This is a genomic window from Streptomyces sp. cg35, from assembly GCF_050410835.1.
Taxonomy (GTDB): Bacteria; Actinomycetota; Actinomycetes; order Streptomycetales; family Streptomycetaceae; genus Streptomyces.
The window spans coordinates 2030626-2054117 of sequence record NZ_CP191268.1; the positions used below are offsets into that span (position 1 = coordinate 2030626).

Here is a 23492-nt window from a genome sequence, read left to right on the forward strand (position 1 = left end):
GGGCACGTCCCCCGTGATGGCATGGGCCGCATGAGCAGCAGCAACATCACCGTCACCACCTGGTCGCTGGAGCAGACGTCCCCCTCCGATCTGCGCCCCGCGACCCCGCCCGAGGGCGACGACGTGCGCATCGTGCGCGCCGAGGTGCCCTCGCCGGAGTTCAGCCGGTTCCTGTACGCGTCCGTCGGCGGCGACATCAAGTGGATCGACCGGCTCGGCTGGACGTACGCGCAGTGGCAGGAGCAGCTGACGCGGCCGGGTGCCGAGACCTGGGTCGCCCACGACCGGGGGACGCCCGCCGGATACGTGGAGCTGGACGCGCAGGACGAGGGTGTCGTGGAGATCGTCTACTTCGGGCTCGTCCCGGCCTTCCGGGGACGGCGGATCGGCGGGCACCTGCTGTCGTACGGGATCGCACGCGCCTGGGACCTGGCGGATCGGTGGCCCGGGCGGACGCCCACGAAGCGGGTGTGGCTGCACACGTGCAGCCTCGACGGGGAGCACGCGATGGCCAACTACGAGCGCCGCGGGTTCCGGCTGTTCAGGACCGAGACCGGCGAGGAGCCGGAGGTGGCGACGCCCGGGCCGTGGCCCGGCGCGTTCCCGTCCGCCTGAGAGCCCGCCGTCGACCCCATTACGGGCGTATACGACCTTTCACCTGACCGACATGTGACCGGCACCACCATCGTCCACGATGTGGGACAACCACGTCCAAATGACGGACGATGGTGGACCGGGCCCAAAGTCCCATGACACGCTTCCGTCATGTCTACAGCTGGAATCGCCTTGGTGAGTCGACGGCACGTCGACTTCGGCCGCATGTCCAGCGCCATCTGTCCGGCGCGCTGAGAGAACCAGCACCGCCGACTTCCCCGCTCCGCCCCGTCTCCCTGCGCACCGCCGCGCCCTGCGCGAAGTGTGCCGGTCAGAGCCACCCGGCCACCACCCTTCGACGAGGCGCTGCGCGCCGCACTTTTGACTGCCTGCTTGTTAAGGACGTACATCCATGGCTGCCACCCCTGAGAAGCCCGCTGCCGCCGCGCCCCGCCGCAAGGTGAGCCGTCACCGTGGCGAGGGCCAGTGGGCCGTGGGCCACTTCACGCCGCTCAACGGCAACGAGCAGTTCAAGAAGGACGACGACGGTCTCAATGTGCGGACACGCATTGAGACGATCTACTCCAAGCGCGGCTTCGACTCCATCGACCCCAACGACCTGCGCGGCCGCATGCGCTGGTGGGGCCTGTACACCCAGCGCCGGCCCGGGATCGACGGCGGCAAGACCGCCGTCCTGGAGCCCGAGGAGCTGGACGACGAGTACTTCATGCTGCGCGTACGCATCGACGGCGGGCGGCTGACCACCGAGCAGCTGCGCGTCATCGGCGAGATCTCGCAGGAGTTCGCGCGCGGCACCGCCGACATCACCGACCGGCAGAACATCCAGTACCACTGGATCCGGATCGAGGACGTGCCCGAGATCTGGAACCGGCTGGAGGCCGTCGGCCTGTCGACGACCGAGGCCTGCGGTGACACGCCCCGCGTGATCCTCGGTTCGCCGGTCGCCGGGGTCGCCGCGGACGAGATCATCGACGGCACCCCCGCCATCGACGAGATCCAGCGGCGCTTCATCGGCAACCCGGACTTCTCCAACCTGCCGCGCAAGTTCAAGACCGCGATCTCCGGCTCCCCGCAGCTCGACGTGGCGCACGAGATCAACGACATCGCGTTCGTCGGCGTGAACCACCCCGAGCACGGCCCCGGTTTCGACCTGTGGGTCGGCGGCGGTCTCTCCACCAACCCCAAGCTGGGTCAGCGCCTCGGCGCGTGGGTGCCGCTCGACGAGGTCCCGGACGTGTACGGCGGTGTCATCGGCATCTTCCGTGACTACGGCTACCGGCGCCTGCGCACCCGTGCCCGGCTGAAGTTCCTGCTCGCCGACTGGGGCGCCGAGAAGTTCCGCCAGGTCCTGGAGGACGAGTACCTGAAGCGGAAGCTGGTCGACGGGCCCGCGCCCGAGCAGCCCGCCGGCACCTGGCGCGACCACCTCGGTGTGCACCGCCAGAAGGACGGGCGCTTCTACGTCGGCTTCGCGCCCCGCGTCGGCCGCGTGGACGGCACGACCCTCACCAAGATCGCCGAGGTCGCGAGCGCCCACGGCTCCGGGCGCCTGCGCACCACCGCCGAGCAGAAGATGATCGTGCTCGACGTCGAGGAGGCGCAGGTGCCTTCCCTGGTCGCCGGCCTGGAGGCGCTGGACCTGAAGGTCAACGTCTCGCCGTTCCGGCGCGGCACCATGGCCTGCACCGGCATCGAGTTCTGCAAGCTCGCCATCGTCGAGACGAAGGCGCGCGGCGCCTCGCTCATCGACGAACTGGAGCGCCGCATCCCGGACTTCGACGAACCCATCACCATCAACCTCAACGGCTGCCCGAACGCCTGCGCCCGTATCCAGGTCGCGGACATCGGTCTCAAGGGCCAGCTCATGCTCGACAAGAACGGCGAGCAGGTCGAGGGCTACCAGGTGCACCTCGGCGGCGCGCTCGGCCTGGAGGCCGGGTTCGGCCGCAAGGTGCGCGGCCTGAAGGTCACGTCGGCCGAGCTGCCCGACTACGTCGAGCGGGTCCTCAAGCGCTTCCAGGCGGAGCGCGAGGACGGCGAGCGGTTCGCCGCCTGGACCGCCCGCGCCTCCGAGGAGGCCCTGTCATGAGCGAGCGCGCGGCCCCCTTCTACTGCCCGTACTGCGGCGACGAGGACCTTCGTCCGAGCGAAGAAGGTCACGGCGCCTGGGAATGCGCGGCGTGCAATCGAGCCTTCCGGCTGAAGTTCCTCGGACTCCTGTCCCGGGGGCTTCAGCGCAACGACGGTGGAGGGGAAGAGATATGACCACGACTCAGATCGCCTCGGACACTGAAGAGTTGAAGGCGCTCGCCGAGCAGGCCGGGCGCGACCTGGAGGACGCCTCCGCCCTGGAGATCCTCCAATGGGCGACGCGGACCTTCGGCAAGAAGTTCTGCGTGACCTCGTCCATGGAGGACGCGGTCGTCGCCCACCTCGCCTCGCGTGCCCTGCCCGGCGTGGACGTCGTCTTCCTCGACACCGGCTACCACTTCGAGGAGACCATCGGCACCCGCGACGCCGTCGAGGCCGTGATGGACGTGAACGTCATCACGCTCACGCCCCGGCAGACCGTCGCCGAGCAGGACGCCGAGTTCGGCCCGGAACTGCACGACCGCGACCCCGACCTGTGCTGCGCGATGCGGAAGCTGAAGCCCCTCGAGGAGGGGCTGACCGCATACGCCGCGTGGGCCACGGGACTGCGCCGCGACGAGTCCCCGACCCGCGCGAACACGCCGGTCGTCGGCTGGGACGAGAAGCGGCGGAAGGTCAAGGTCTCCCCCATCGCCCGCTGGACGCAGGACGACGTCGACGCGTACGTCGCCGAGCACGGGGTGCTCACCAACCCGCTGCTGATGGACGGTTACGGCTCCGTGGGCTGCGCCCCGTGCACCCGTCGCCTCCTGGAGGGCGAGGACGCGCGCGCCGGACGCTGGGCGGGCCGGGCGAAGACCGAGTGCGGGATCCACGGCTGAACTCATGGACCAGACACAGACTTTGGAGAAGCAAGTGACCGGAGCCACGATCTGGCTCACGGGTCTGCCGAGCGCCGGCAAGACCACCATCGCGAACGAGCTGGCGGACACGCTGCGCGCCGAGGGCCGGCAGGTCGAGGTGCTGGACGGTGACGAGATCCGCGAGTACCTCTCGGCGTGCCTCGGCTTCAGCCGCGAGGACCGGCACACGAACGTGCAGCGCATCGGTTTCCTGGCCGAACTCCTGGCCCGTAACGGCGTGTTGGCGCTCGTCCCGGTCATCGCTCCGTACGCGGACAGCCGGGAGGCCGTGCGCAAGCGCCACCAGGCGGGCGGCACCGCCTACCTGGAGGTGCACGTCGCGACGCCGGTGGAGGTCTGCTCCGTACGCGATGTGAAGGGGCTGTACGCGAAGCAGGCGGCGGGCGAGCTGTCCGGGCTCACCGGGGTCGACGACCCGTACGAGGTGCCCGAATCGCCCGATCTGCGCATCGAGTCGCACAACCAGACCGTGCAGGAGTCCGCGGCAGCGCTGCGTGCGCTGCTCACCGAGAGGGGTCTCGCCGCATGACGACCGTGGTTTCCGTCTCCGAGGAGACCGACAGCCCTTACGCGCTGAGCCACTTGGACGCTCTGGAGTCCGAGGCGGTGCACATCTTCCGTGAGGTGGCGGGCGAGTTCGAGCGGCCGGTGATTCTGTTCTCCGGCGGCAAGGACTCGATCGTCATGCTGCACCTGGCGCTCAAGGCGTTCGCGCCCGCCGCGATCCCCTTCTCCCTGCTGCACGTCGACACCGGGCACAACTTCCCCGAGGTCCTCGACTACCGCGACCGCGTCGTGGCCGAGCACGGGCTGCGGCTGCACGTCGCGTCCGTGCAGGACTACATCGACCGCGGCGTGCTGAAGGAGCGTCCCGACGGGACGCGCAACCCGCTGCAGACCGTGCCGCTCACGGAGAAGATCCAGAGCGAGAAGTTCGACGCGGTGTTCGGCGGCGGGCGCCGCGACGAGGAGAAGGCCCGCGCGAAGGAGCGGGTGTTCTCGCTGCGCGACGAGTTCTCGCAGTGGGATCCGCGCCGTCAGCGCCCCGAGCTGTGGCAGCTCTACAACGGCCGCCACGCGCCCGGCGAGCACGTCCGGGTCTTCCCGCTCTCGAACTGGACCGAGCTGGACGTGTGGCAGTACATCGCCCGCGAGAACATCGAGCTGCCCGAGATCTACTACGCGCACGAGCGGCCCGTCTTCCAGCGCAGCGGCATGTGGCTGACCGCCGGTGAATGGGGCGGCCCGAAGGACGGCGAGGACGTCGAGACCCGGCTCGTGCGCTACCGCACCGTCGGCGACATGTCCTGCACCGGCGCCGTCGACTCGGACGCCACGACCATCGAGAAGGTCATCGCGGAGATCGCCGCGTCCCGGCTGACCGAGCGGGGTGCCACCCGCGCCGACGACAAGATGTCCGAGGCCGCGATGGAAGACCGCAAGCGCGAGGGGTACTTCTAGACATGACCAGCACCACCGACTCCACGGCCGCCGAGGAACTCGCGGGTCTCTCGGCCACCACCCTGCTGCGGTTCGCCACGGCCGGCTCGGTCGACGACGGCAAGTCCACGCTCGTCGGGCGTCTGCTGCACGACTCCAAGTCGGTCCTCGCCGACCAGTTGGAGGCCGTCGAGCACGCCTCGCGCAGCCGCGGCGCGGCCGAGCCCGACCTCGCGCTGCTCACCGACGGCCTGCGCGCCGAGCGCGAGCAGGGCATCACCATCGACGTCGCCTACCGCTACTTCGCCACGCCCCGGCGCCGCTTCATCCTCGCGGACACCCCGGGCCACGTGCAGTACACCCGGAACATGGTCACCGGCGCCTCCACCGCCGACCTCGCCGTGGTCCTGGTCGACGCGCGCAACGGCGTCATCGAGCAGACCCGCCGGCACGCCGCCGTCGCGGCGCTCCTGCGCGTCCCGCACGTCGTCCTGGCCGTGAACAAGATGGACCTCGTCGACTACCAGGAGTCCGTCTTCGCCCAGATCGCCGAGGAGTTCACCGCGTACGCGGGCGACCTGGGCGTCCCGGAGATCACCGCGATCCCGATCTCGGCGCTCGCCGGGGACAACGTGGTCGAGGCGTCCGCGAACATGGACTGGTACGGCGGCCCGACCGTCCTGGAGCACCTGGAGACGGTGCCGGTCAGCCACGACCTGACGAGCTGCCACGCGCGGCTGCCCGTGCAGTACGTGATCCGGCCGCAGACCGCCGAGCACCCGGACTACCGGGGCTACGCGGGGCAGATCGCCGCCGGTACGTTCCGCGTCGGCGAGTCCGTCACCGTGCTGCCCTCCGGCCGCACGTCGAAGGTCGCCGGGATCGACCTGCTGGGCAAGGCCGTCGACGTGGCATGGACGCCGCAGTCCGTCACCCTCCTCCTGGAGGACGACATCGACATCTCGCGCGGCGACCTGATCGTGCCGAGCCACGACGCGCCCGCGACCTCGCAGGACGTCGAGGCGACCGTGTGCCACGTCGCCGACACCCCGCTCGTCGTCGGCCAGCGGGTGCTGCTCAAGCACACCACGCGCACGGTCAAGGCGATCGTGAAGGAGATCCCGTCGCGGCTGACCCTCGACGACCTCTCCCAGCACCCCGAGCCGGGGCAGCTCGTCGCCAACGACATCGGCCGCGTCAAGGTCCGGGTCGCCGAGCCGCTCGCCATCGACGCGTACGCCGACTCGCGGCGCACCGGTTCGTTCCTGCTGATCGACCCGTCGGACGGGACGACGCTGGCGGCGGGGATGGCGGGCAAGGCGTTCGCCGCCTCGGCCGAGGCCGTCGCGTCCGTCGACGACGAGGACGGCTGGGACTTCTGACATGACCTCCATCGACTACTACGGGACGTTCGCCAAGGAGGGCGGCCGCGTCGGCAGCGGCGCCCTCGGCAGCGGACAGGGCGGGGTCGCGCGATGTGCGCGATGACGTACGCGCACTGCCTGCGCGCCCACGCCCCCCACGCCCCACACCCCCACAGACGAAGACCTGCCGACTTCCCGGCCCCGCCCTGACGGCGTGACCGCCGGGCCAACGAGAGGAAAACCTCCCGTGCCTGCCAACCGTTCCACCTTCGCGCGTCGCGGCCTCGTCGCCGTCGCCGCCCTGCCGCTCCTCGCGCTCACCGCGACGGCCTGCGGCTACGGCTCGGACTCCGACAACGACTCGGCGAAGCAGAAGGTCGCTGCCGGGGCCAAGAAGATCGACGGCCTCGACTCGGTGAAGATCGGCTACTTCGGCAACCTCACGCACGCGACCGCTCTCGTCGGTCGTGAGCAGGGCTTCTTCCAGAAGTCGCTCGGCGCCACCCAGGCCAAGTACGCGACGTTCAACGCGGGCCCGTCCGAGATCGAGGCCCTCAACTCCGGCTCCATCGACATCGGCTGGATCGGCCCGTCCCCCGCGATCAACGGCTACACCAAGTCGAAGGGCAAGGGGCTGCGCATCATCTCCGGCTCGGCGTCCGGCGGCGTGAAGCTGGTCGTCGACCCCAAGAAGGTGAAGTCCCTCAAGGACCTCAAGGGCAAGAAGATCGCCACGCCCCAGCTCGGCAACACCCAGGACGTCGCGTTCCTCAACTGGATCGCGGAACAGGGCTGGAAGGTCGACGCCCAGAGCGGCAAGGGCGACGTCACCGTCGTGCGCAGCGACAACAAGGTGACCCCGGACGCCTTCAAGAACGGTTCCATCGACGGTGCCTGGGTGCCCGAGCCGACCGCCTCCAAGCTGGTCGCCGAGGGCGGCAAGACCCTGCTCGACGAGGCCTCGCTGTGGCCCGACAAGAAGTTCGTGATCACGAACGTCATCGTGCGGCAGGACTTCCTCGAGAAGCACCCCAAGGCCGTGGAAGCGGTCCTGAAGGCCTCGGTCGGGGCCAACAAGTGGATCAACGCCAACGAGGACAAGGCCAAGGCGTCCGCCAACAAGCAGTTGGAGGCCGACTCGGGCAAGGCGCTGCCCGCCGAGGTGCTCGACCCGGCGTGGAAGTCGATCCAGATCACCGACGATCCGCTGGCGTCCACGCTCGGCACCGAGGCCGACCACGCGGTCAAGGCCGGGCTGCTGGAGAAGCCGGACCTGAAGGGCATCTACGACCTCAGGCCGCTCAACAAGGTCCTCGCGGCCGAGGGCGGGGCCAAGGTCGACGACGCCGGCCTCGGCGCGAACTGAGACCGGACCCACAGATTCCCAGGAGGTGACGACCATGGCCACGACGCTCGCGAAAGCAGCGGAGGCAGTGGACCGGGCGGCCCGGCTCGAGCATGTCTCGAAGTCCTTCGCCGGTCCGGGCGGGCAGCAGCTCGTCCTGGACGACATCAGTCTCGATGTCGCTCCGGGCGAGTTCGTCACCCTCCTGGGAGCCTCGGGCTGCGGCAAGTCCACGCTGCTGAACCTTGTGGCGGGGCTCGACAAGCCCACCACGGGGTCCATCACGACGCAGGGCCGCCCCGCCCTGATGTTCCAGGAGCACGCGCTCTTCCCGTGGCTGACCGCGGGCAAGAACATCGAACTCGCCCTGAAGTTCCAGGGTGTCGCCAAACCCGACCGGCGTGCCAGGGCCGAGGAACTGCTCGCGCTCGTCCGCCTCAAGGGCGCGTACGGCAAGCGCGTCCACGAGCTGTCCGGCGGCATGCGCCAGCGCGTGGCGCTCGCCCGGGCGCTCGCCCAGGACGCCCGGCTGCTGCTGATGGACGAGCCGTTCGCGGCGCTCGACGCGATCACCCGGGACGTCATGCACGACGAACTGACCCGCATCTGGGCGGAGACGGGCGTGTCCGTCCTGTTCGTCACGCACAACGTGCGCGAGGCCGTGCGCCTCGCGCAGCGGGTCGTGCTGCTGTCCTCGCGTCCGGGCCGGGTCGCCCGCGAATGGACGGTGGACATCGCGCAGCCGCGCCGCATCGAGGACGCGCCCGTGGCGGAGCTGTCCCTTGAGATCACCGAAGTACTGCGTGGGGAGATCCGCCGACATGGCCAGCACTGAGACGCCGGTGGCCCAGGACGCCGGGAGCGTCGAGGCGGGTCTCGACGCACTGGAGACCGCCGCGAAGGCGCGGACGCCCGTCAGCCACACCTTCAGGAACAAGGTCCTGCCACCGATCATCGCCGTCGGCGTGGTCCTGGTGGCCTGGACCCTGCTCGTCCCGGTCGTCGACGACCCGTCCAAGCTGCCGTCGCCCGCGGCCGTCTACCACGCCTTCGAACACGACTGGCTCGAAGGCAAGCTGCTCGGCTACATCTGGACCAGTGTCTCCCGCGGCCTGCTCGGCTTCGCCATCGCGCTGTGCATCGGGACGCCGCTCGGACTGCTGGTGGCGCGGGTGAAGTTCGTCCGGGCGGCCATCGGACCCGTGCTGTCCGGACTGCAGTCGCTGCCTTCGGTGGCCTGGGTGCCGCCGGCCGTGGTGTGGCTGGGCCTGAACAACTCGATGATGTACGCCGTCATCCTGCTCGGCGCCGTGCCCTCGATCGCCAACGGCCTGGTGTCCGGCATCGATCAGGTCCCGCCGCTGTACCTGCGGGCGGGCCGCACCCTGGGCGCGACCGGCCTGCGCGGCACCTGGCACATCACGCTGCCCGCCGCGCTGCCCGGCTATGTCGCCGGCCTCAAGCAGGGCTGGGCGTTCTCCTGGCGCTCGCTGATGGCCGCCGAGATCATCGCCAACTTCCCCGACCTGGGCGTGGGCCTCGGGCAGCTCCTGGAGAACGGCCGCACCGCCATCGACATGGCCATGGTGTTCGAGGCCATCCTGCTCATTCTGTTCGTCGGCATCGCCATCGACCTGCTCATCTTCAGCCCGCTCGAGCGCAGGGTGCTGCGCAGCCGCGGGCTGCTCGTCAGGAACTGAATCGCCATGCACCACAAGCCCGTTCTTCTGCTCATCGCCCACGGCAGCCGCGACCCGCGGCACGCCGCGACGGTGAACGCACTGGTGCGCGAGGTCCGGGCGCAACGGCCGGGTGTGCGGGTGGAGACGGCTTTCCTGGACTTCAACATCCCGTCCGTCACCGGGGTGCTGGAGTCGCTGGCGGCCGAGGGGGTGCGGGACGTGGTGGCCCTGCCGCTGCTCCTCACCCGCGCCTTCCACGCGAAGTCCGACATCCCGGCGGCCTTGCGCACCGCCCCGCGCTCGCTGCGCATCCGTCAGGCGGAGGTCCTCGGTCCCTCACCGCTTCTGGTGTCGGCGCTCGAACGCCGCCTGTACGAGGCCGGGCTGACCCCGGCCGACAAGCCCACGACCGGGGTCGTCCTGGCCTCGGCGGGCTCCACCGACCCGGAGGCGATCGCAGTGATCGCTGATATCGCGCGGGAGTGGCGGCACACCGGTTGGTGCGCCGTGCGGCCTGCGTTCGCCTCCGCATCTCTGCCCCGTACCGAGGACGTCGTTCGGGAACTGCGCGGCCTGGGCTGCGCCCGCGTCGCGGTCGCCCCGTACTTCCTGGCCCCGGGGCGCCTGCCGGACCGGGTCGCGGAAGGCGCGGCCGGGGCCGATGTGCTGGCCGGCGTGCTGGGGGCGGCGCCGGAGGTGGCGCGGACCGTCATCGAGCGGTACACGCATGCGGTGCTTTCCGTGCCGGCCGCTGTCGGCGCCTGAGAAAAAGGAAACTCCCGGGAATCCCATGCGAATTCCCGGGAGTTCTCGGAGCAGGAACTAGGCGACCAGGAGAATCTGACCGGCCTTACTGGTGCACTTGGCCGTGCCCACCCAGGTCCCGGACTTCTTGCCCTTCTTGTAGGCGTTGACGCAGAGGTTCGTGCTGTAGTTCTGAGCGGTGAAATAGCTGCCGGTGTTGCTCAGCACGTACTTCCACTTCTGCGACGCCGAAGAGCTGCACTTCGCCGCATGCAGGTGCCAGCCGCTGCCGAGCTTCTCCGACTTCTTGGCGTCCAGGCACGTGCTGGTGGCGGTCCCGGGGTGCAGCTTGGCGAGGTACTTGCCGTGGTACTTGAAGCGGTCGATGCGCCACAGCTGTGCGGCGCCCCCGTTGCACTTCCGGATCTGGGTGCGCTTGCCCTTCTTCGTGCTGGCCTTGGACTGCAGGCTGAGGCAGATGTTGGACCCGTGCGTGAACTTGAGCGTGCGCCAGGAAGTGGCTGCTTCCGCGTCGCCCGCGGTCACCACGCCGGCCGCGAGACAGAGCGACGCCGTGGAGGCGAGCAGAGCAAGCCGATTTTTCGAAGTCATGAAGAGATCCCCCGATCTATTCTTTTTCCTTGACCCGGGAAAACTTACCTTCAAGATCATCCGATTTCAACGGGCCCGAACTGTGGTCACTCTTTCCGCACGATTGCTTGAGGTTCCCCAGAGCTTCACCATCAGGCCTCCGTAAACAGCTATTTCGCGGCGCCACGGAATTGAGTCACCCGCACAGTCGCTCTCCCAGCTCACTGCGCGCGTACCGCACGCTGCGTCCGCTGCGCGTCCGCGACAGGAGTCCCGCGTCGTAGAGGACCGACAGGTGCTGGCTCACGGCGCCCGGGGTCACGCCGAGCCGGTGGGCGAGCTGGGTGGTGGAGGCGGGGTCGGCGAGGAGGCGGAGGATGCGGGCGCGGGCCGCGCCGAGGAGGCGGGTCAGGGCCTCGTCGTTGGCCGGCGGGGGCGCCTCGGAGATCGTGGCCCGGCCGCGCGCCGGGTAGGACAGGAGCGGCGGCAGCCCGGGGTCGATCATCGTGTGGGCGCCCTGCGCGAAGAGCGTGGGGACGAGGACCAGACCGCGGCCGCCGATGCGGATGTCGGCCTCCGGCCAGGGGTGCCGGTCGAACTTCTTGACGAGGGTGAGGACTTCGCCGCTCCAGCTCAGGCGCGGGTCGAGGCTCGCGAAGAGGCCGCCCGCGCCCTCCTCGGCGAGGACCTTGCCGCGGTGGGCGAGGTCGGCCTCCAGGACGTGGTGCGCGCGCGGCCACCAGTCGGGGGCGAGACAGTCGTGCCAGTAGGCGTCCAGGGCCGTCAGGACGCGGTCGAGGAAGGCTGCCGGGTCCGTGAGGCCCGCGCGGACCACCGGCGGGAGCCGTTCGGCGCCGTACGCGGCGGTGAAGTGCTGCGCGATCAGCGGAAGCGGAACGTCGCGCAGGGCGTCCAGCTGCTGGCCGAAGACGGGGCGGGGCCGGTCGGGGCGCGGCGTGAGGAAGTCCGGGATCCACAGTCTCGGCGCGATCAGCGCGGTGAGCAGCTCGGTGTCCAGACGCCCGAAGGCCGGTGCGAGCCGGCGCAGCCACGGGCGCTGGTGCGGGTAACGGGCGGGGTCGCGCCAGCAGCGCAGCGAGTACACGGCCTCCTGGAGGGGCGAGTACGCGAACGAGGTGCGGGCCAGATCCCCGACCACGAAACGGAATTCGATCACCCCGCGCTCTCCCCCCTTCACCCTTTAGCTCCACGCTAAAGGAATGTCGGACGGCGGCGTGAGCCCGGTTCCCTGTGGTCATGACCACTTCGCCGACCGAGGCACGGCCCGTCGAGGCCGCGCCCGCCACCCGCTTCGCCGGCATGCTCCCCACCGACCCGCTGCTGCTGCGCCTCTCCCTGCTCACGCTCCTCAACGCCTTCGGGCGCGGCCTCTTCTTCCCGGTCAGCGTGCTGTACTTCACGCGGATCATCGGCCTGAGCGCCACGTCGGTGGGGATCGGACTGACCGTGGCGGGCCTGTTCGGGATCGCGGCGGGGGTGCCCGCGGGCCGGGCATCGGACCGGTGGGGGCGCCGGCCGGTGCTGACGGTGCTGTGGATCGGCTGCGGTGCGGCGCTGGCGGCGTACACGCTGATCGGCTCGTACGCCTCCTTCCTGGCGACGGCGATCGGCTACGCGGCGCTGTGCCAGGCGAGCATGGGGGTGCGCAACGCGCTGTACGCCGACGTCCTGCCCGCCGGGACGCGGGTGGAGGGCCGGGCGCATCTGCGGATGGTCACCAACGTGGGCATGGGGGTGGGCGGCGCGTTCGGCGCGCTGGCGCTGCAGGTGGACAGTCGCGCCGGGTACACGGCGCTGATCCTCGTCGACGCGGTGGCGTTCGTCGGGTCGGCGCTGATGGTGCTGCGGCTGCCGGGCGGCGGCGCGCGGCGGCCCGTGGACGACTCACCGGCCGAGAGCCGCTGGCGGGCGGTGCGTGATCTGCCGTATCTGGGCGTGACGTTCCTCAATGCCGTACTGGCCCTGCAGTACAGCCTGTTGGAGGTGGGTCTGCCGCTGTGGATCGTGCAGCACACGGACGCGCCGCGCTGGTCGGCGGCGCTGATCATGATCCTCAACTGTGCGCTGGTGGCGCTGCTCCAGGTGCGGGCGACGCGCGGTGTGGAGGATCTGTCGGGCGCGGTGCGGGCGATGCGCCGCTCGGGGCTGCTGCTGGCGCTGTCGTGCGCGGTGTTCGCGTGCACGGCGGGTCTGTCGCCGCTGTGGGCGCTGGCCGTGCTGGTGGTGGGCGCGGTGGTGCAGGTGCTCGCCGAGGTGCTGTCGGCCGCGGGCGGCTGGACCGTCGGATACGGGCTGGCGGACGCCCGCGCCCAGGGCGTCTACCAGGGCGTGTTCAACTCGGGCCAGGCCGCGGCGACGATGGCCGCACCGGCCCTGGTGACCGCCACGGCCATCGACCACGGGACGGCGGGCTGGGCCGTGCTCGGGGTGCTGTTCGTCGCGGCGGGTCTGGGTGTGGGTCCCGCCGTGCGCAGGGCGCGGCGGGACGCGTGGCGCGGTGAGTCCGTCAGCCCCTGACGGAGGTTGCCCGGTGTCGAGCCGGGTGGCGGGGATCGCGTCCGCTGCCCGCCAGGGCCCGCTCGTAGGCGGACGTGGCGCCGGGCACGTCGACGGGCTCGGCGAACCCCTCGTACCGGCGGTACGTCTCGGCGTTCTTCTCGACGACCCGGAGCAGCAGCGCGCCCGCGCCGGCCGAGACCTGGAACTCCTGGCCGGTGGCGCGGGCCACGTCCCAGCCGTGCAGGACGAGTTCGGCCCACAGGAGCGTGGCGACCTCGGGGGCGGGCTGCCGGGCGAAGCCGAGGTCGATGTCGCCCGCCCACACCTCGGGCGCGGCCCAGGCGGTGACGGCCGCGTCGAGCCGGGCGGCGTAGCGCGCGGCCCAGTCCTCGTCGGCGGTGAAGTCCCGTCCGGTCAGCTCCTCGGGCAGGGGGCTGCGCAGCGCGCGGTGCTCCAGGCCGTGCGAGCTGTACAGCACCCAGTGGTCGACGAGGGTGCGCACGTCCCAGTCGCCGCAGAGCGAGGGGGCGTCGAGCCGGTCGGGGCCGACGCCCGCCGCGACGCGGGAGGCCTCGGCGGCGGCCTCGACGAGGTACGGGTACACGGTGCCCATGCGTTCTTCCATGCACCGACGCTACGGCGGGGCCCGCCGCCCTCTCTTGAACAAACGCGACAGGCCCTAGCCGCGTGCGTCGATCGCCGCGATCAGCTCGGCCAGGGGCGTCGCGCCCGCCGGACGCCGCTGGCGGGCCGCCTCGTCGGCGTACTCCTGGAGGACGTCGTTGACCGGGGTCGGCACCCCGTGCAGCCGGCCGAGGAGCGCGATCTCGCCGTTCAGGTAGTCGGCCTCGATGGTGCCGGTGCCGCGGTGGAGGGACTGCCAGGAGGAGCCGCCGCCGCGCGGTGTTCCGTCGAAGGGCTCGAACCGGATCTTCTCGGCCCGCGCCCGCTGCTCCTCGTCCTGCGGCGTGTACGCGATACCGGCCGCGGCGAGCACGGCCTCGCCCTCGGCGCGGGCACGCCGGAACAGGGCGATGCCCTCCTCGCTGGTGAGCACGCCGGAGACCGCCTCCAGGGAGTTGGCCAGGTTCGCCAGGAGTTTGGCGTACTTCCAGCGCATGACGTCGGCCGCGACCGGAGCCTCGAAGCGGGACCGTTCCAGGTCGGCGGCGATGGCCCGTGCCGTGTCGTCGACGCCTTCGGGGTAGCGGCCCAGGTGCAGGATGCCGGTGAGCGGGGTGCCGTCGGCGCGGACGACGCCCGGCTCGACGAAGGTGGCGGGCAGCCAGACGCACATCGCGTACACGCGCTGGAAGACGCGCAGGGCGAGCCGTTCGCTCTCCACCCCGTTCTGCGCGCAGACCAGCGGCAGCCGCTGGGCCGCGGTGCCGCCGCCCGCGACGGGCCGCGCGCCCCAGGTGGCGAGCGCGGCGGCGCTGTCCTGGGTCTTCACCGCGAGGATCAGCACGTCGTCGGCGCGGAGGGGGCCGAGCGGCTCGGGGCCGTCGACGACGGGCAGCCGGTGGGTGTGCTGCCCCTCCGGGGTCTGCAGCCGCAGTCCGTCGGCGTGCAGCGCCTTGTACTGCTCGCCGCGCGCGACGAGGACGACCTCGTGCCCCGCCTGCGCGAGCCGGCCCCCGACGGCACCGCCGACCGCTCCTGCTCCGATGATGAGATAGCGCATGTCCGCGACCCTTTCACGGAAGGTTGCAGGGGCCATCGACGCGGCTGTTGCGATCCGGCAAACTCTCGCTGCGTGCGGCATCGGCCGACGGCACCGCCGTGAGAGCGCGCGGAGGGCGTCGGATACGGTCGCGCCATGACGCGCCCCGCACCGCTGGAGACCTTCCGGATCGGCTCCGACCTGTCTGTACGCCGGCTCGGCTACGGAACCGTGCAGCTGACCGGTCCCGGCTGCTGGGGCTCGCGCGGCACCGACGCGGACGCGACCGCGCTGCTGCGTCGCGCCGTGGAGCGGGGGGTGACGCTCGTCGACACCGCCGACAACTACGGCCCGGACGTGGCGGAGGAGCGGGTCGCCGCGGCCCTGCACCCGTACGCCGACGGCCTGGTGGTCGCCACGAAGGGCGGTGTCGTGCGCGACTCGGCCGAGGCCTGGCACATCGAGGGCCGCCCGGAGCGGCTGCGCGCGATGTGCGACGCGAGCCTGCGACGGCTGCGGCTGGACCGCATCGACCTGTACCAGCTGCACCGGCTCGACCCGGAGGTCCCGATGGCCGACCAGCTGGGCGTGCTGCGGGAGTTGCGGGACGCGGGCAAGATCCGGCACGTGGGCCTGGACTCGGTCACGGCCGGGCAGCTGCGGGCGGCGCTCGACCTGGACATCGTGCCGATCGCCTCCGTGCAGAACCGCTACAACCTCCTGGACCGCGCCTCGGAGCCGCTGCTGAAGCTGTGCGAGGCGCACGGCATCGCGTTCCTGCCCTGGTTCCCGCTGGGCAACGGCAGCCTTTCGGGCGACGCCGTGTGCTCCGACATCGCGGTGGCCCACGACGCCACCCCGTCGCAGATCGCGCTGGCCTGGCTGCTGCACCACTCCCCCGTGCTGTGCCCGACGCCGGGGACGGGCTCGCTCGGGCATCTGGAGGAGAACCTGGGCGCCGCGCGAGTGCGGCTCACCGAGGAGGACATGGCCCGGCTGGACGCACTCACGCCCCGTCCGTGAGCTCCACCAGTTTGACCACGGTGTTCCAGTTCCGGCTCGTCGCGATCAGGCCCTTGTTCAGCGCGGGGCGGCCGAGCTGGGCGCCGAGTTTCGAGGTGCCGAGGCCGTCGGGGGCGTAGAGGTAGAGGGCGCGGTCGCCGAGCCGGAAGTCCTCCGGCGCGTACGCGGCCGGGTCCACGTCGGCGAAGCGGTCCGCGCTCACCGGCTCGGAGAAGTACGTGACGTGGAGCTGCTTGCCCTGCAGTTCGGCCGCGGGGAAGGGGCACGCTTCCATGACGGCCTTCAGATAGGCGTGGTCCCGGACGAGGACGTCGACCGCGAAGCCGAACTCGCCCTCGATGGCGGCCCCGATGTCGCGTGCCAGCGACTCCTCGTCGCCGCCGTCCGCCGCGAGGGCCACGTTGCCGCTCTGCAGGTAGGTGCGGACGTCGGTGCAGCCCAGCCCCTCGATCAGCGGGCGCAGCCGGGCCATCGGGACCTTCTTGTTGCCACCCACGTTGATGCCGCGCAGCAGGGCCGCGTATCTCCTGGTCGTCATCCGGACACGATAGGGCGGCCGTCGTGCCCCGTGGGGGTGGGCGCGACGGCCGCCGGTCGTGGGATCGCCGGGTGTTACTCGACGACCTTCAGGAGCTTGTTCGGGGTGCCCTCGGACGCGTTCGAGATGGCGTCGGGGGTGGCCCCGTCGGTGAGCGCCTTCGCGACGTCGGCCGGGGCCGCGTCCGGGTGCCCGCCGAGGTAGACGGCGGCGGCACCGACGACGTGCGGGGTCGCCATCGACGTACCGGAGATGGTGTTGGTGGCGTCGTCACCGGTGTTCCAGTCGGACGTGATGTCCGAACCGGGGGCGTAGATGTCCACCACGGAGCCGTAGTTGGAGAAGTCGGACTGCTCGTCGTCCTTGGTGGAGGAGGCGACGGTGATCGCCTCGGGGACGCGGGCGGGCGAGCTCTGGGAGGCGTCGGAGGACTCGTTGCCGGCCGCGACCGCGTAGGTGACGCCGGACGCGATGGACTTCTGCACCGCCGCGTCGAGCGCCTCGTCGACGCCGCCGCCGAGCGACATGTTGGCGACCGAGGGGCCCTGGTGGTTCTCGGTGACCCAGTCGATGCCGGCGACGACCTGCTCGGTGGTGCCGGAGCCCTGGTCGTCGAGGACGCGGACGGCGACGATCTTCGCCTTCTTGGCGACGCCGTGCGCCTCACCGGCGATGGTGCCGGCGACGTGCGTGCCGTGCCCGTTGCCGTCGTCGGCGCTGTCGTCGTTGTCGACGGCGTCGAAGCCGGACGAGGCGCGGCCGCCGAAGTCCTTGTGGCTGATGCGGACGCCGGTGTCGATGACGTACGCGGTCGCGCCCTCACCGGCGTTGTCAGGGTACGTGTACTTCCCGTCGCCCGCGGTGTCCGCCTGGTCGATGCGGTCCAGGCCCCACGACGGCGGGTTGTCCTGGGTGGCGTCGATGTGGAACTTCTTGTTCTGGACGACCTTCGCGACCGACTTGTCGGCGGCGAGCTGCTTGGCCTCGGTCTCCGAAAGACCGTTCACCGAGAAGCCGTTGACGGCCGAGGCGTAGTTCCGCTTGAGGGTGCCGCCGTACTCCTTGGCGAGGCCCTTCTTGGCGGTGGTGTTCGCCTTCTGGTCGAGCAGCACGATGTAGCTGCCGGCGACGGCGCCCTTGGCGTCGAGCCCGTACACCTTGCCCTGGGCGGGGGCCGCGGCGCCCGCGAAGCTGCCGGTGAAGACCGTCACGCCCACGGCGGTCGCCGCCGTGGCTATCGCCGCGGTCAGCTTCATCGTGCGCGCACGCTTGTGAGTTGCCATGAAGAGGTATCTCCTCGTGGTGATGTGGGGGGTTGTGTTTCTACGCGCGTGGGGGCGCGTCATTTCATGCAGCCCCCGGCAATCTCCGGAAGATGTCCGGGGGTTGAGACGAAACCCTGACCGATTGACGCGACCAGATCAAGACCTACATACACCTGTGACTTGTTCAACAAGGTTTCGTAATAACAAACCGGACGGATCACCTCATTGACGTTTCCGCCGCCGAAGTCCCTATAGATGTAAGGGGCTCACCTCATCCTCCGAGCCGAGCCGCACCGCCCGGAGGGATGAGCCGGGCCGGTGACACCTCACCGGGCAGCAGGACGAACGTCGCTTATCCCGCCCATACCTTCGATTGCGGAGGTGACCTCATGGGGAGGAACGGGGACCGGCGGGACCGACAGGTGCGGGGGTTCGCGGCCCGGGCCGGCGGCTGGAGCGTCCGGCACCGCTGGGCGGCGGTGGGGATCTGGGTGCTGTTCGTCGTGCTGGCGATGGGCATCGGCTCGGCCGCGGGGCGCGTCGACGTGAAGGAGAGCGACCAGCTCAGCGGCGAGACGGGGCGGGCCGCGCAGATCGTGGCCGACGCGGACATCGACGAGCCGGCGGGCGAGACCGTGCTCGTCCAGAGCAGGGACGGACAACTGCGCGCCACGGCGCCGGAGTTCGAGCGGGCCGTGGCCGACGTGGTCAAGGCCGTCGAGGGCACGGGCGCGGTGACCGACGTGCGCTCGCCGTACGCCGCCGGGGCCCAGGCGGTCTCGAAGGACGGCAGCACCGCGCTGGTCCAGTTCGACATGCGCGGCGACCCCGAGACGGCGTCCGACCGCATCGAGCCGGTCCTCGACGCCGTCAAGGGCGTCGCCGACGACCACGACGCGCTGCGGATCGAGGAGATCGGCGGCGCCAGCATGGGCAAGACGTTCGACGACGCGTTCGGCGACGACTTCCAGCGGGCCGAGTTCTCGGCGGTGCCGGTGGCGCTCGGTATCCTGCTGATCGCGTTCGGCGCGCTCGTCGCGGCGCTGCTGCCGGTGGCGCTCGCCATCACGGCGATCATGGCGACGATGGGCCTGATGGGAGTCGTCAGCCATCTGCAGCCGATGAGCGAGACCGCCAACTCGGTCATGCTGCTCGTGGGGCTTGCGGTCGGTGTCGACTACTGCCTGTTCTATCTGCGGCGCGAGCGCGAGGAGCGGATGAAGGGCCACGACCCGCGGACCGCGCTGAGCGTCGCGGCGGCCACCAGCGGCCGCGCGATCATCGTCTCCGGTGTCACGGTGTGCGTGGCCATGGCCGGCATGATGTTCACCGGGCTCGCCGAGTTCCAGGCCATGGGGCTCGCCTCGCTGATGGTGGTGGCCGTCGCGATGGTCGGCTCGGTGACCGTGCTGCCCGCGCTGCTCTCGCTGCTCGGCGAGCGCGTGGAGAAGGGCCGTATCCCGTTCCTGCACCCGGCCAAGCGGCGCGGCGGGAGCGGCGGCACGGACGGCAGCCGCTTCTGGAGCCGCGTCCTCACGGTCGTGCTCGCGCGGCCCGCCGTCTGTGTGGTCGTCGCGGTCGGCGCGCTCCTCGCGATCACCGCCCCGGCGCTCGGCATGAAGACCCAGAACCTCACCCTGGACCAGGAGTTCGGGGACTCGCTGCCGATCGTCGCCACGTACGACCGGGTCAACGAGGCGTTCCCGGGCGGCTCGGACCCGGCCGAGGTCGTCGTCAGGGCGGACGACATCAACGCGCCCGCCGTGCGCTCCGCCATCGCCGACTTCCGCGCGCAGGCCGTGAGTTCGGGTGCCTCACGCGGCCCGGTCGAGGTCACCGTGCACGGGCGGGAGAACGTGGCGCTCATCGACGTCCCGCTCGTCGGCGGCTCCGACCAGGACAGGGCCGAGAAGAGCCTGGCGCTGCTCCGTGACCACGTACGTCCGGACACGCTCGGCAGGGCGGACGGTGTCGAGGCGCCGATCACCGGGCAGGTCGCGGGGTCGAAGGACTTCAACGACCAGATCGTCGGCTCGGTCGTCCCGGTCTTCGTGTTCGTGGTCGTCTTCGCCTTCCTGCTGATGCTGCTGTCGTTCCGCTCGCTGACGGTCGCGATCACCTCGATCGCGCTCAACCTGCTGTCCGTGGGCGCGGCCTACGGGATTCTCGTGGCCGTCTTCCAGAACGGCTGGGGCGCCTCGCTCGTCGGCGCCGAGGGGGTCGGCGCGATCATCTCGTGGCTGCCGCTGTTCCTGTTCGTGATCCTGTTCGGCCTGTCGATGGACTACCACGTGTTCGTGGTGTCGCGGATCAGGGAGGCGCGGCTCCAGGGGCGTACGAACAAGGACGCGATCCGGCACGGCGTCGTCACGACGGCGGGCGTGGTCACCAGTGCCGCCGTCATCATGGTCGCCGTCTTCGCCATCTTCGGGACGCTGTCCATGCAGTCCTTCAAGCAGATGGGCGTGGGTCTGGCCGCCGCCGTGCCGATCGACGCGACCGTCATCCGGGGTGTCCTGCTGCCGGCCGTGATGGCGCTGCTCGGCGAGCGCAACTGGTATCTGCCGCGGTGGCTGCACCGGATGCCGGACCTCACGCACGACGAGGCGCCCGAGCCCGTGGCGGCGACGCACCACGGGGGCGAGGAAGTGCGGGTCTGACGACCGCGCTCCCCGCCCACCGGAGCCTGTCCGCCGCAGCGTGTCACGCTGCGGCGGACAGGCTCTCCCGCTCCCGCTCCTGCTGCTCGAACGAGGCGAGCGTGCGGCCGAAGTCGCGCGTCGAGAGCAGCAGCTTGTAGACGATGGCGAGTTCGAAGACGAGCAGCAGGGCGCCCGCGACGATGGTCGTCCCGATCACCTGGTCGATCAGGGGGCCGACGATGAAGACGGCCATCTGGAACTCGATGCCGCTGATCAGGTGCGTACGGATGCGGTGCCGCAGCAGGAAGGAGCGGAACCGCAGGTAGATCGGGAAGCGGCTGCGGAACTCCTGGTGCAGGTCGACGACCTGGGCCTTCTTCGGCGCGGTCACCCCGTCCTGCGTGCCGAGGTCCTGCGCGTCGAGGCCCTGCGTCGTCCCGGTCGTCTCGTCCGTCTCGTCCGTCTCGTCGGCGGCCCGCTCGGCGGCCGCGGCCAGGTCCTGCTCGATGTCCGCCTCGGGGTTGGCCCGCAGCAGGTCCTCCATGAAGGCGAGGCTCTGCTCGTTCTCGGCACGGCGGGCCGCCCGCACGCGGGCCTTGATCTGCTTGCGCATGTTGTGCCGGGTCTTGAAGATCTCCAGCGCGTTGAGGTAGCGCAGCCCGTCGAGGAAGACGACGGCCACCGCGAGCCACACGTACCAGATGTCGCCGGTGCGGTGGTACTGGCCGCCCATGAGGGCGACGGCGCAGGCCGCGACGCGGACGCGGTCGAAGATGTAGTCCAGCCAGGCGCCGAACACGGAACCCTGCCCGGTCAGCCGCGCGACCTTGCCGTCCATGCAGTCCAGGATGAAGCTCAGGTGGTAGACGACGGCGCCGGCGATCAGCCAGCGCCAGTCCCCCATGGCGAAACACGCGGCGGCCCCCAGCCCCAGGAGCAGCGCGCCCCAGGTGATCTGGTTCGGCGTGATGCGGGTCCATCTGGCCGTGACCCGCACGAGCGGCGTGGCGACCGGATCGACGAGCAGCACGGTCCACCACGCGTCGCGCTTCTTCTGGGTCATCCGGCGCACATCACGCAGCGGCGGTATGTCTCGGGGCATGAGGTATGCCAACTTTCCTTCGTGCAGATCAAGTTCACCTCACGCTAAGAACATGTTCTCGCCATGTTCAAGATGTTCAGGGCGCAACCTTCGGTGGGGGGTAACGGTCGTACGGGGTGACGAGATCGATGGGAACACCGTCGGACCACTGCGTTACCTGAGCGTTACATCCACATCGGCCCGTTATCGGATGCGCACACCCCTTTCACGTGCGACAGGCAACCATGCTCACCCGGGCAGTTCGGCCTCGATGAGATCGGCCGCCCGCCGTGTGCCGCCCTCGCCCGCCATGTCCCGCTGGATCACCGCGAGGCGCGCCGCCACCTGCGGGTCGTCGGCCAGGGCGAGCACCGCCTCGCGCAGCGTCGCGGCCGTCGCCTCCTCCATCGGGACGTGCCGGGCGACGCCGAGGCCCTGCAGCATGTCGGCGTTGCCGAACTGGTCGACGGCCTGCGGGACGGCGACCATCGGCGTGGCGGTGGCCAGGCCCTCCTGGCTGCCGCCCGCACCGGCGTGCGTGATGAACGCGTCGGCCTTCTTCAGGACCGCCAACTGCGGGACCCACTGGTGCACTTCCACGTTCGCGGGGATCTCGCCGAGGTCGTCGGCGGTGACGTGCTTGCCGACCTGGAGCACCATGTGCCAGCCGGGCAGGTCACCGAAGGCCTTGACGCACTCACGGTAGAAGTCGGGCTGCTTGGTGAAGGAGGAGCCGAGCGAGACGAGCAGCACCCGCTCGGCCGCGGCGGGCCTCTCCCAGTCGCCCTGCGCACCGCGGTCGCCCTGGCAGGCGCCGACGAAGCTGTACGTCTTCTCGTCGACCCGGTCGGCGTTCGGCTGGAGCGCCTTGGGGATGAGCACGAGCGAGCGGTCGGGGCGGCCCCAGAACTCGTCGGCGGTCTTCGTCACCCCGTTCCGCGTCAGCCAGTCGGTGAACTTCTCGAAGTACGCCTTGCCGCGCGGCGTCCGCCGGGGCTCCGCCCACATCGGCTCGGCGACCTCCTCCTCGTACCCCTGCCACGCGACGAGGTTCGGCGAGAGGGAGATCGCGGGCACGCCCCAGCGATGGGCGAGGACGGCGGCCGGGTACGAGGTGATGTCGTGCAGCACGAGATCGGGCACGCCCGCGCCGCCGTCGCCCTCGTACGCCTCGATGAGCTGGGGCAGGGCCTGGATCGCGTCGTCCAGGAACGGCTCGACGTTGTCGAGCAGCGTGCTTCCCCACGCCGCCGGGTCGTCGTCGGGGCCGGGCAGTGTCGTGCGGTAGAGCACCGGCTCGGCGCCGGTCCCGGCGACCTTCTCCTCGAAGAGGTGCGGGATCGCGTACGTGACGCGGTGCCCACGGGCGACGAGCTCCCGGATCACTTCGAGACTCGGGTTCACGTGCCCGTGGGCGGCGATGGAGAACATGGCGATGTGGGCACGGTTGCGGTGTTCCGGGTTCGTCATGCCCCCACCGTAGACGAGACGAGACGTCTCGTGCAACCTTTTGTCCAGTGAAGCCAGGCTCGACGAGGCGGCGGGATCCAGCAGGGGCGCGGCCCGGCGTTCGATGCGCGGCACGGCCGCGTCGACGCGGGGCACCGGGCGGAAGGCGGTGCGCGGGACCCGGTCCAGCAGGCGCCACTCGAAGTGCGGCCAGGTCAGGACCGTGAGGCGCGACCAGCTCCCGTGGCCCCCGGCTCGTTTGCGGGCGTATGCGAGCTGAGTGAGGAACGTGGCGTGGGTGAGGGCCGGCGCGCGCAGGCACCGCTCCACCACCGCCGAGGTCCGCGCGAACGGCACGTTCCCGGCGACCGTGAAGGGGTGCGCGGCGCGCGTGCGGTGACGAAGTCAGCCTCGTGGATGCGGACTTGAGGGTGCGCGGCGAAGCGGCGCCGCAGTCCGGGGACCAGGCAGGCGTCGATCTCGTACGCGACGAGCTCGGCGGCCCGCCGGGGACAC

General features: G+C 70.8%; 22 protein-coding genes and 1 pseudogene. 14 read left to right on the forward strand and 9 right to left on the reverse strand.

Going from position 1 to position 23492, the window contains the following annotated elements; all coding sequences use genetic code 11:
- The first annotated feature begins 30 nt into the window (after positions 1–30).
- The 11 genes from ACQUQD_RS09420 (at position 31) to ACQUQD_RS09470 (ending at position 10225) form a co-directional block, all read left to right on the forward strand.
- The gene (locus ACQUQD_RS09420) at positions 31–615 is read left to right on the forward strand and encodes a GNAT family N-acetyltransferase (RefSeq protein ID WP_428951580.1); all 585 of its coding nucleotides are present in this window, start codon (positions 31–33) and stop codon (positions 613–615) included.
- Positions 616–1006: 391 nt separating this feature from the next.
- Entirely contained in the window at positions 1007–2704 is a 1698-nt protein-coding gene (locus ACQUQD_RS09425; protein WP_428951581.1) for a nitrite/sulfite reductase, read from the forward strand.
- Positions 2701–2880, forward strand: coding sequence for a hypothetical protein (locus ACQUQD_RS09430; protein WP_428951582.1), 180 nt, complete (start codon positions 2701–2703; stop codon positions 2878–2880). Before ACQUQD_RS09425 ends, ACQUQD_RS09430 begins: the two co-directional genes overlap by 4 nt.
- On the forward strand, positions 2877–3587 hold the full coding sequence (locus ACQUQD_RS09435) for a phosphoadenylyl-sulfate reductase (RefSeq protein ID WP_428951583.1): 711 nt from the start codon (positions 2877–2879) through the stop codon (positions 3585–3587). The genes ACQUQD_RS09430 and ACQUQD_RS09435 overlap by 4 nt, the downstream gene beginning before the upstream one ends.
- A 4-nt stretch (positions 3588–3591) precedes the next feature.
- Positions 3592–4158, forward strand: coding sequence for an adenylyl-sulfate kinase (gene cysC, locus ACQUQD_RS09440; protein WP_428951584.1), 567 nt, complete (start codon positions 3592–3594; stop codon positions 4156–4158).
- The gene (cysD, locus tag ACQUQD_RS09445; protein WP_428951585.1) at positions 4155–5090 is read left to right on the forward strand and encodes a sulfate adenylyltransferase subunit CysD; all 936 of its coding nucleotides are present in this window, start codon (positions 4155–4157) and stop codon (positions 5088–5090) included. Before cysC ends, cysD begins: the two co-directional genes overlap by 4 nt.
- A gap of 2 nt (positions 5091–5092) precedes the next feature.
- Entirely contained in the window at positions 5093–6451 is a 1359-nt protein-coding gene (locus ACQUQD_RS09450) for a sulfate adenylyltransferase subunit 1 (protein ID WP_428951586.1), read from the forward strand.
- 229 nt (positions 6452–6680) lie between these two features.
- On the forward strand, positions 6681–7799 hold the full coding sequence (locus tag ACQUQD_RS09455) for an aliphatic sulfonate ABC transporter substrate-binding protein (protein ID WP_428951587.1): 1119 nt from the start codon (positions 6681–6683) through the stop codon (positions 7797–7799).
- A gap of 34 nt (positions 7800–7833) precedes the next feature.
- Entirely contained in the window at positions 7834–8613 is a 780-nt protein-coding gene (locus ACQUQD_RS09460; protein ID WP_428951588.1) for an ABC transporter ATP-binding protein, read from the forward strand.
- A complete protein-coding gene (locus ACQUQD_RS09465; RefSeq protein WP_428951589.1) occupies positions 8600–9478 on the forward strand; it encodes an ABC transporter permease in 879 nt (292 codons plus the stop codon). Before ACQUQD_RS09460 ends, ACQUQD_RS09465 begins: the two co-directional genes overlap by 14 nt.
- A 6-nt stretch (positions 9479–9484) precedes the next feature.
- A complete protein-coding gene (locus ACQUQD_RS09470; protein WP_428951590.1) occupies positions 9485–10225 on the forward strand; it encodes a sirohydrochlorin chelatase in 741 nt (246 codons plus the stop codon).
- Between the two features lie 57 nt (positions 10226–10282).
- Here the strand turns inward: ACQUQD_RS09470 and ACQUQD_RS09475 are convergent, their stop codons facing one another.
- The gene (locus ACQUQD_RS09475; protein WP_428951591.1) at positions 10283–10816 is read right to left on the reverse strand and encodes an RICIN domain-containing protein; all 534 of its coding nucleotides are present in this window, start codon (positions 10814–10816) and stop codon (positions 10283–10285) included.
- A gap of 175 nt (positions 10817–10991) precedes the next feature.
- Entirely contained in the window at positions 10992–11972 is a 981-nt protein-coding gene (locus tag ACQUQD_RS09480) for a helix-turn-helix domain-containing protein (protein ID WP_428951592.1), read from the reverse strand.
- A gap of 80 nt (positions 11973–12052) precedes the next feature.
- Between ACQUQD_RS09480 and ACQUQD_RS09485 the strand changes: the two genes are divergently transcribed.
- Entirely contained in the window at positions 12053–13333 is a 1281-nt protein-coding gene (locus tag ACQUQD_RS09485; RefSeq protein ID WP_428951593.1) for an MFS transporter, read from the forward strand.
- Here the strand turns inward: ACQUQD_RS09485 and ACQUQD_RS09490 are convergent.
- Both ACQUQD_RS09490 and ACQUQD_RS09495 read right to left on the reverse strand, forming a co-directional pair.
- Positions 13323–13940: a TIGR03086 family metal-binding protein gene (locus ACQUQD_RS09490; protein ID WP_428951594.1), complete on the reverse strand. Its 618-nt coding sequence runs from the start codon at positions 13938–13940 to the stop codon at positions 13323–13325. The genes ACQUQD_RS09485 and ACQUQD_RS09490 overlap by 11 nt on opposite strands.
- Positions 13941–13994: 54 nt before the next feature.
- Positions 13995–14999 carry a ketopantoate reductase family protein gene (locus ACQUQD_RS09495; protein WP_428951595.1) on the reverse strand — a complete coding sequence of 335 codons (1005 nt, stop codon included), beginning with the start codon at positions 14997–14999 and terminating at the stop codon, positions 13995–13997.
- Between the two features lie 135 nt (positions 15000–15134).
- Here ACQUQD_RS09495 and ACQUQD_RS09500 point away from each other — a divergent pair, with 135 nt between their 5' ends.
- The gene (locus ACQUQD_RS09500; protein WP_428951596.1) at positions 15135–16001 is read left to right on the forward strand and encodes an aldo/keto reductase; all 867 of its coding nucleotides are present in this window, start codon (positions 15135–15137) and stop codon (positions 15999–16001) included.
- Here ACQUQD_RS09500 and ACQUQD_RS09505 read toward each other — a convergent pair.
- Positions 15985–16539, reverse strand: coding sequence for a DUF1697 domain-containing protein (locus tag ACQUQD_RS09505; RefSeq protein ID WP_428951597.1), 555 nt, complete (start codon positions 16537–16539; stop codon positions 15985–15987). The two genes, ACQUQD_RS09500 and ACQUQD_RS09505, sit on opposite strands and share 17 nt — an antisense overlap.
- A 74-nt stretch (positions 16540–16613) precedes the next feature.
- Entirely contained in the window at positions 16614–17822 is a 1209-nt protein-coding gene (locus ACQUQD_RS09510; protein WP_428951598.1) for a S8 family serine peptidase, read from the reverse strand.
- Between the two features lie 371 nt (positions 17823–18193).
- Between ACQUQD_RS09510 and ACQUQD_RS09515 the strand changes: the two genes are divergently transcribed.
- Positions 18194–20464: an MMPL family transporter gene (locus ACQUQD_RS09515; RefSeq protein ID WP_428951599.1), complete on the forward strand. Its 2271-nt coding sequence runs from the start codon at positions 18194–18196 to the stop codon at positions 20462–20464.
- Positions 20465–20507: 43 nt separating this feature from the next.
- Here ACQUQD_RS09515 and ACQUQD_RS09520 read toward each other — a convergent pair whose 3' ends face one another.
- The 3 genes and pseudogenes from ACQUQD_RS09520 to ACQUQD_RS09530 all read right to left on the reverse strand — a co-directional run.
- Positions 20508–21548 (reverse strand): CDP-alcohol phosphatidyltransferase family protein, encoded by a 1041-nt coding sequence (locus ACQUQD_RS09520; RefSeq protein ID WP_428951600.1) that lies wholly within the window; start codon positions 21546–21548, stop codon positions 20508–20510.
- Between the two features lie 228 nt (positions 21549–21776).
- Positions 21777–22997: a macrolide-inactivating glycosyltransferase gene (gene mgt, locus ACQUQD_RS09525; RefSeq protein WP_428957502.1), complete on the reverse strand. Its 1221-nt coding sequence runs from the start codon at positions 22995–22997 to the stop codon at positions 21777–21779.
- 120 nt (positions 22998–23117) lie between these two features.
- Positions 23118–23333: pseudogene (locus ACQUQD_RS09530) on the reverse strand (rRNA adenine N-6-methyltransferase family protein); the annotation flags it as partial.
- Positions 23334–23492: the final 159 nt, after the last annotated feature.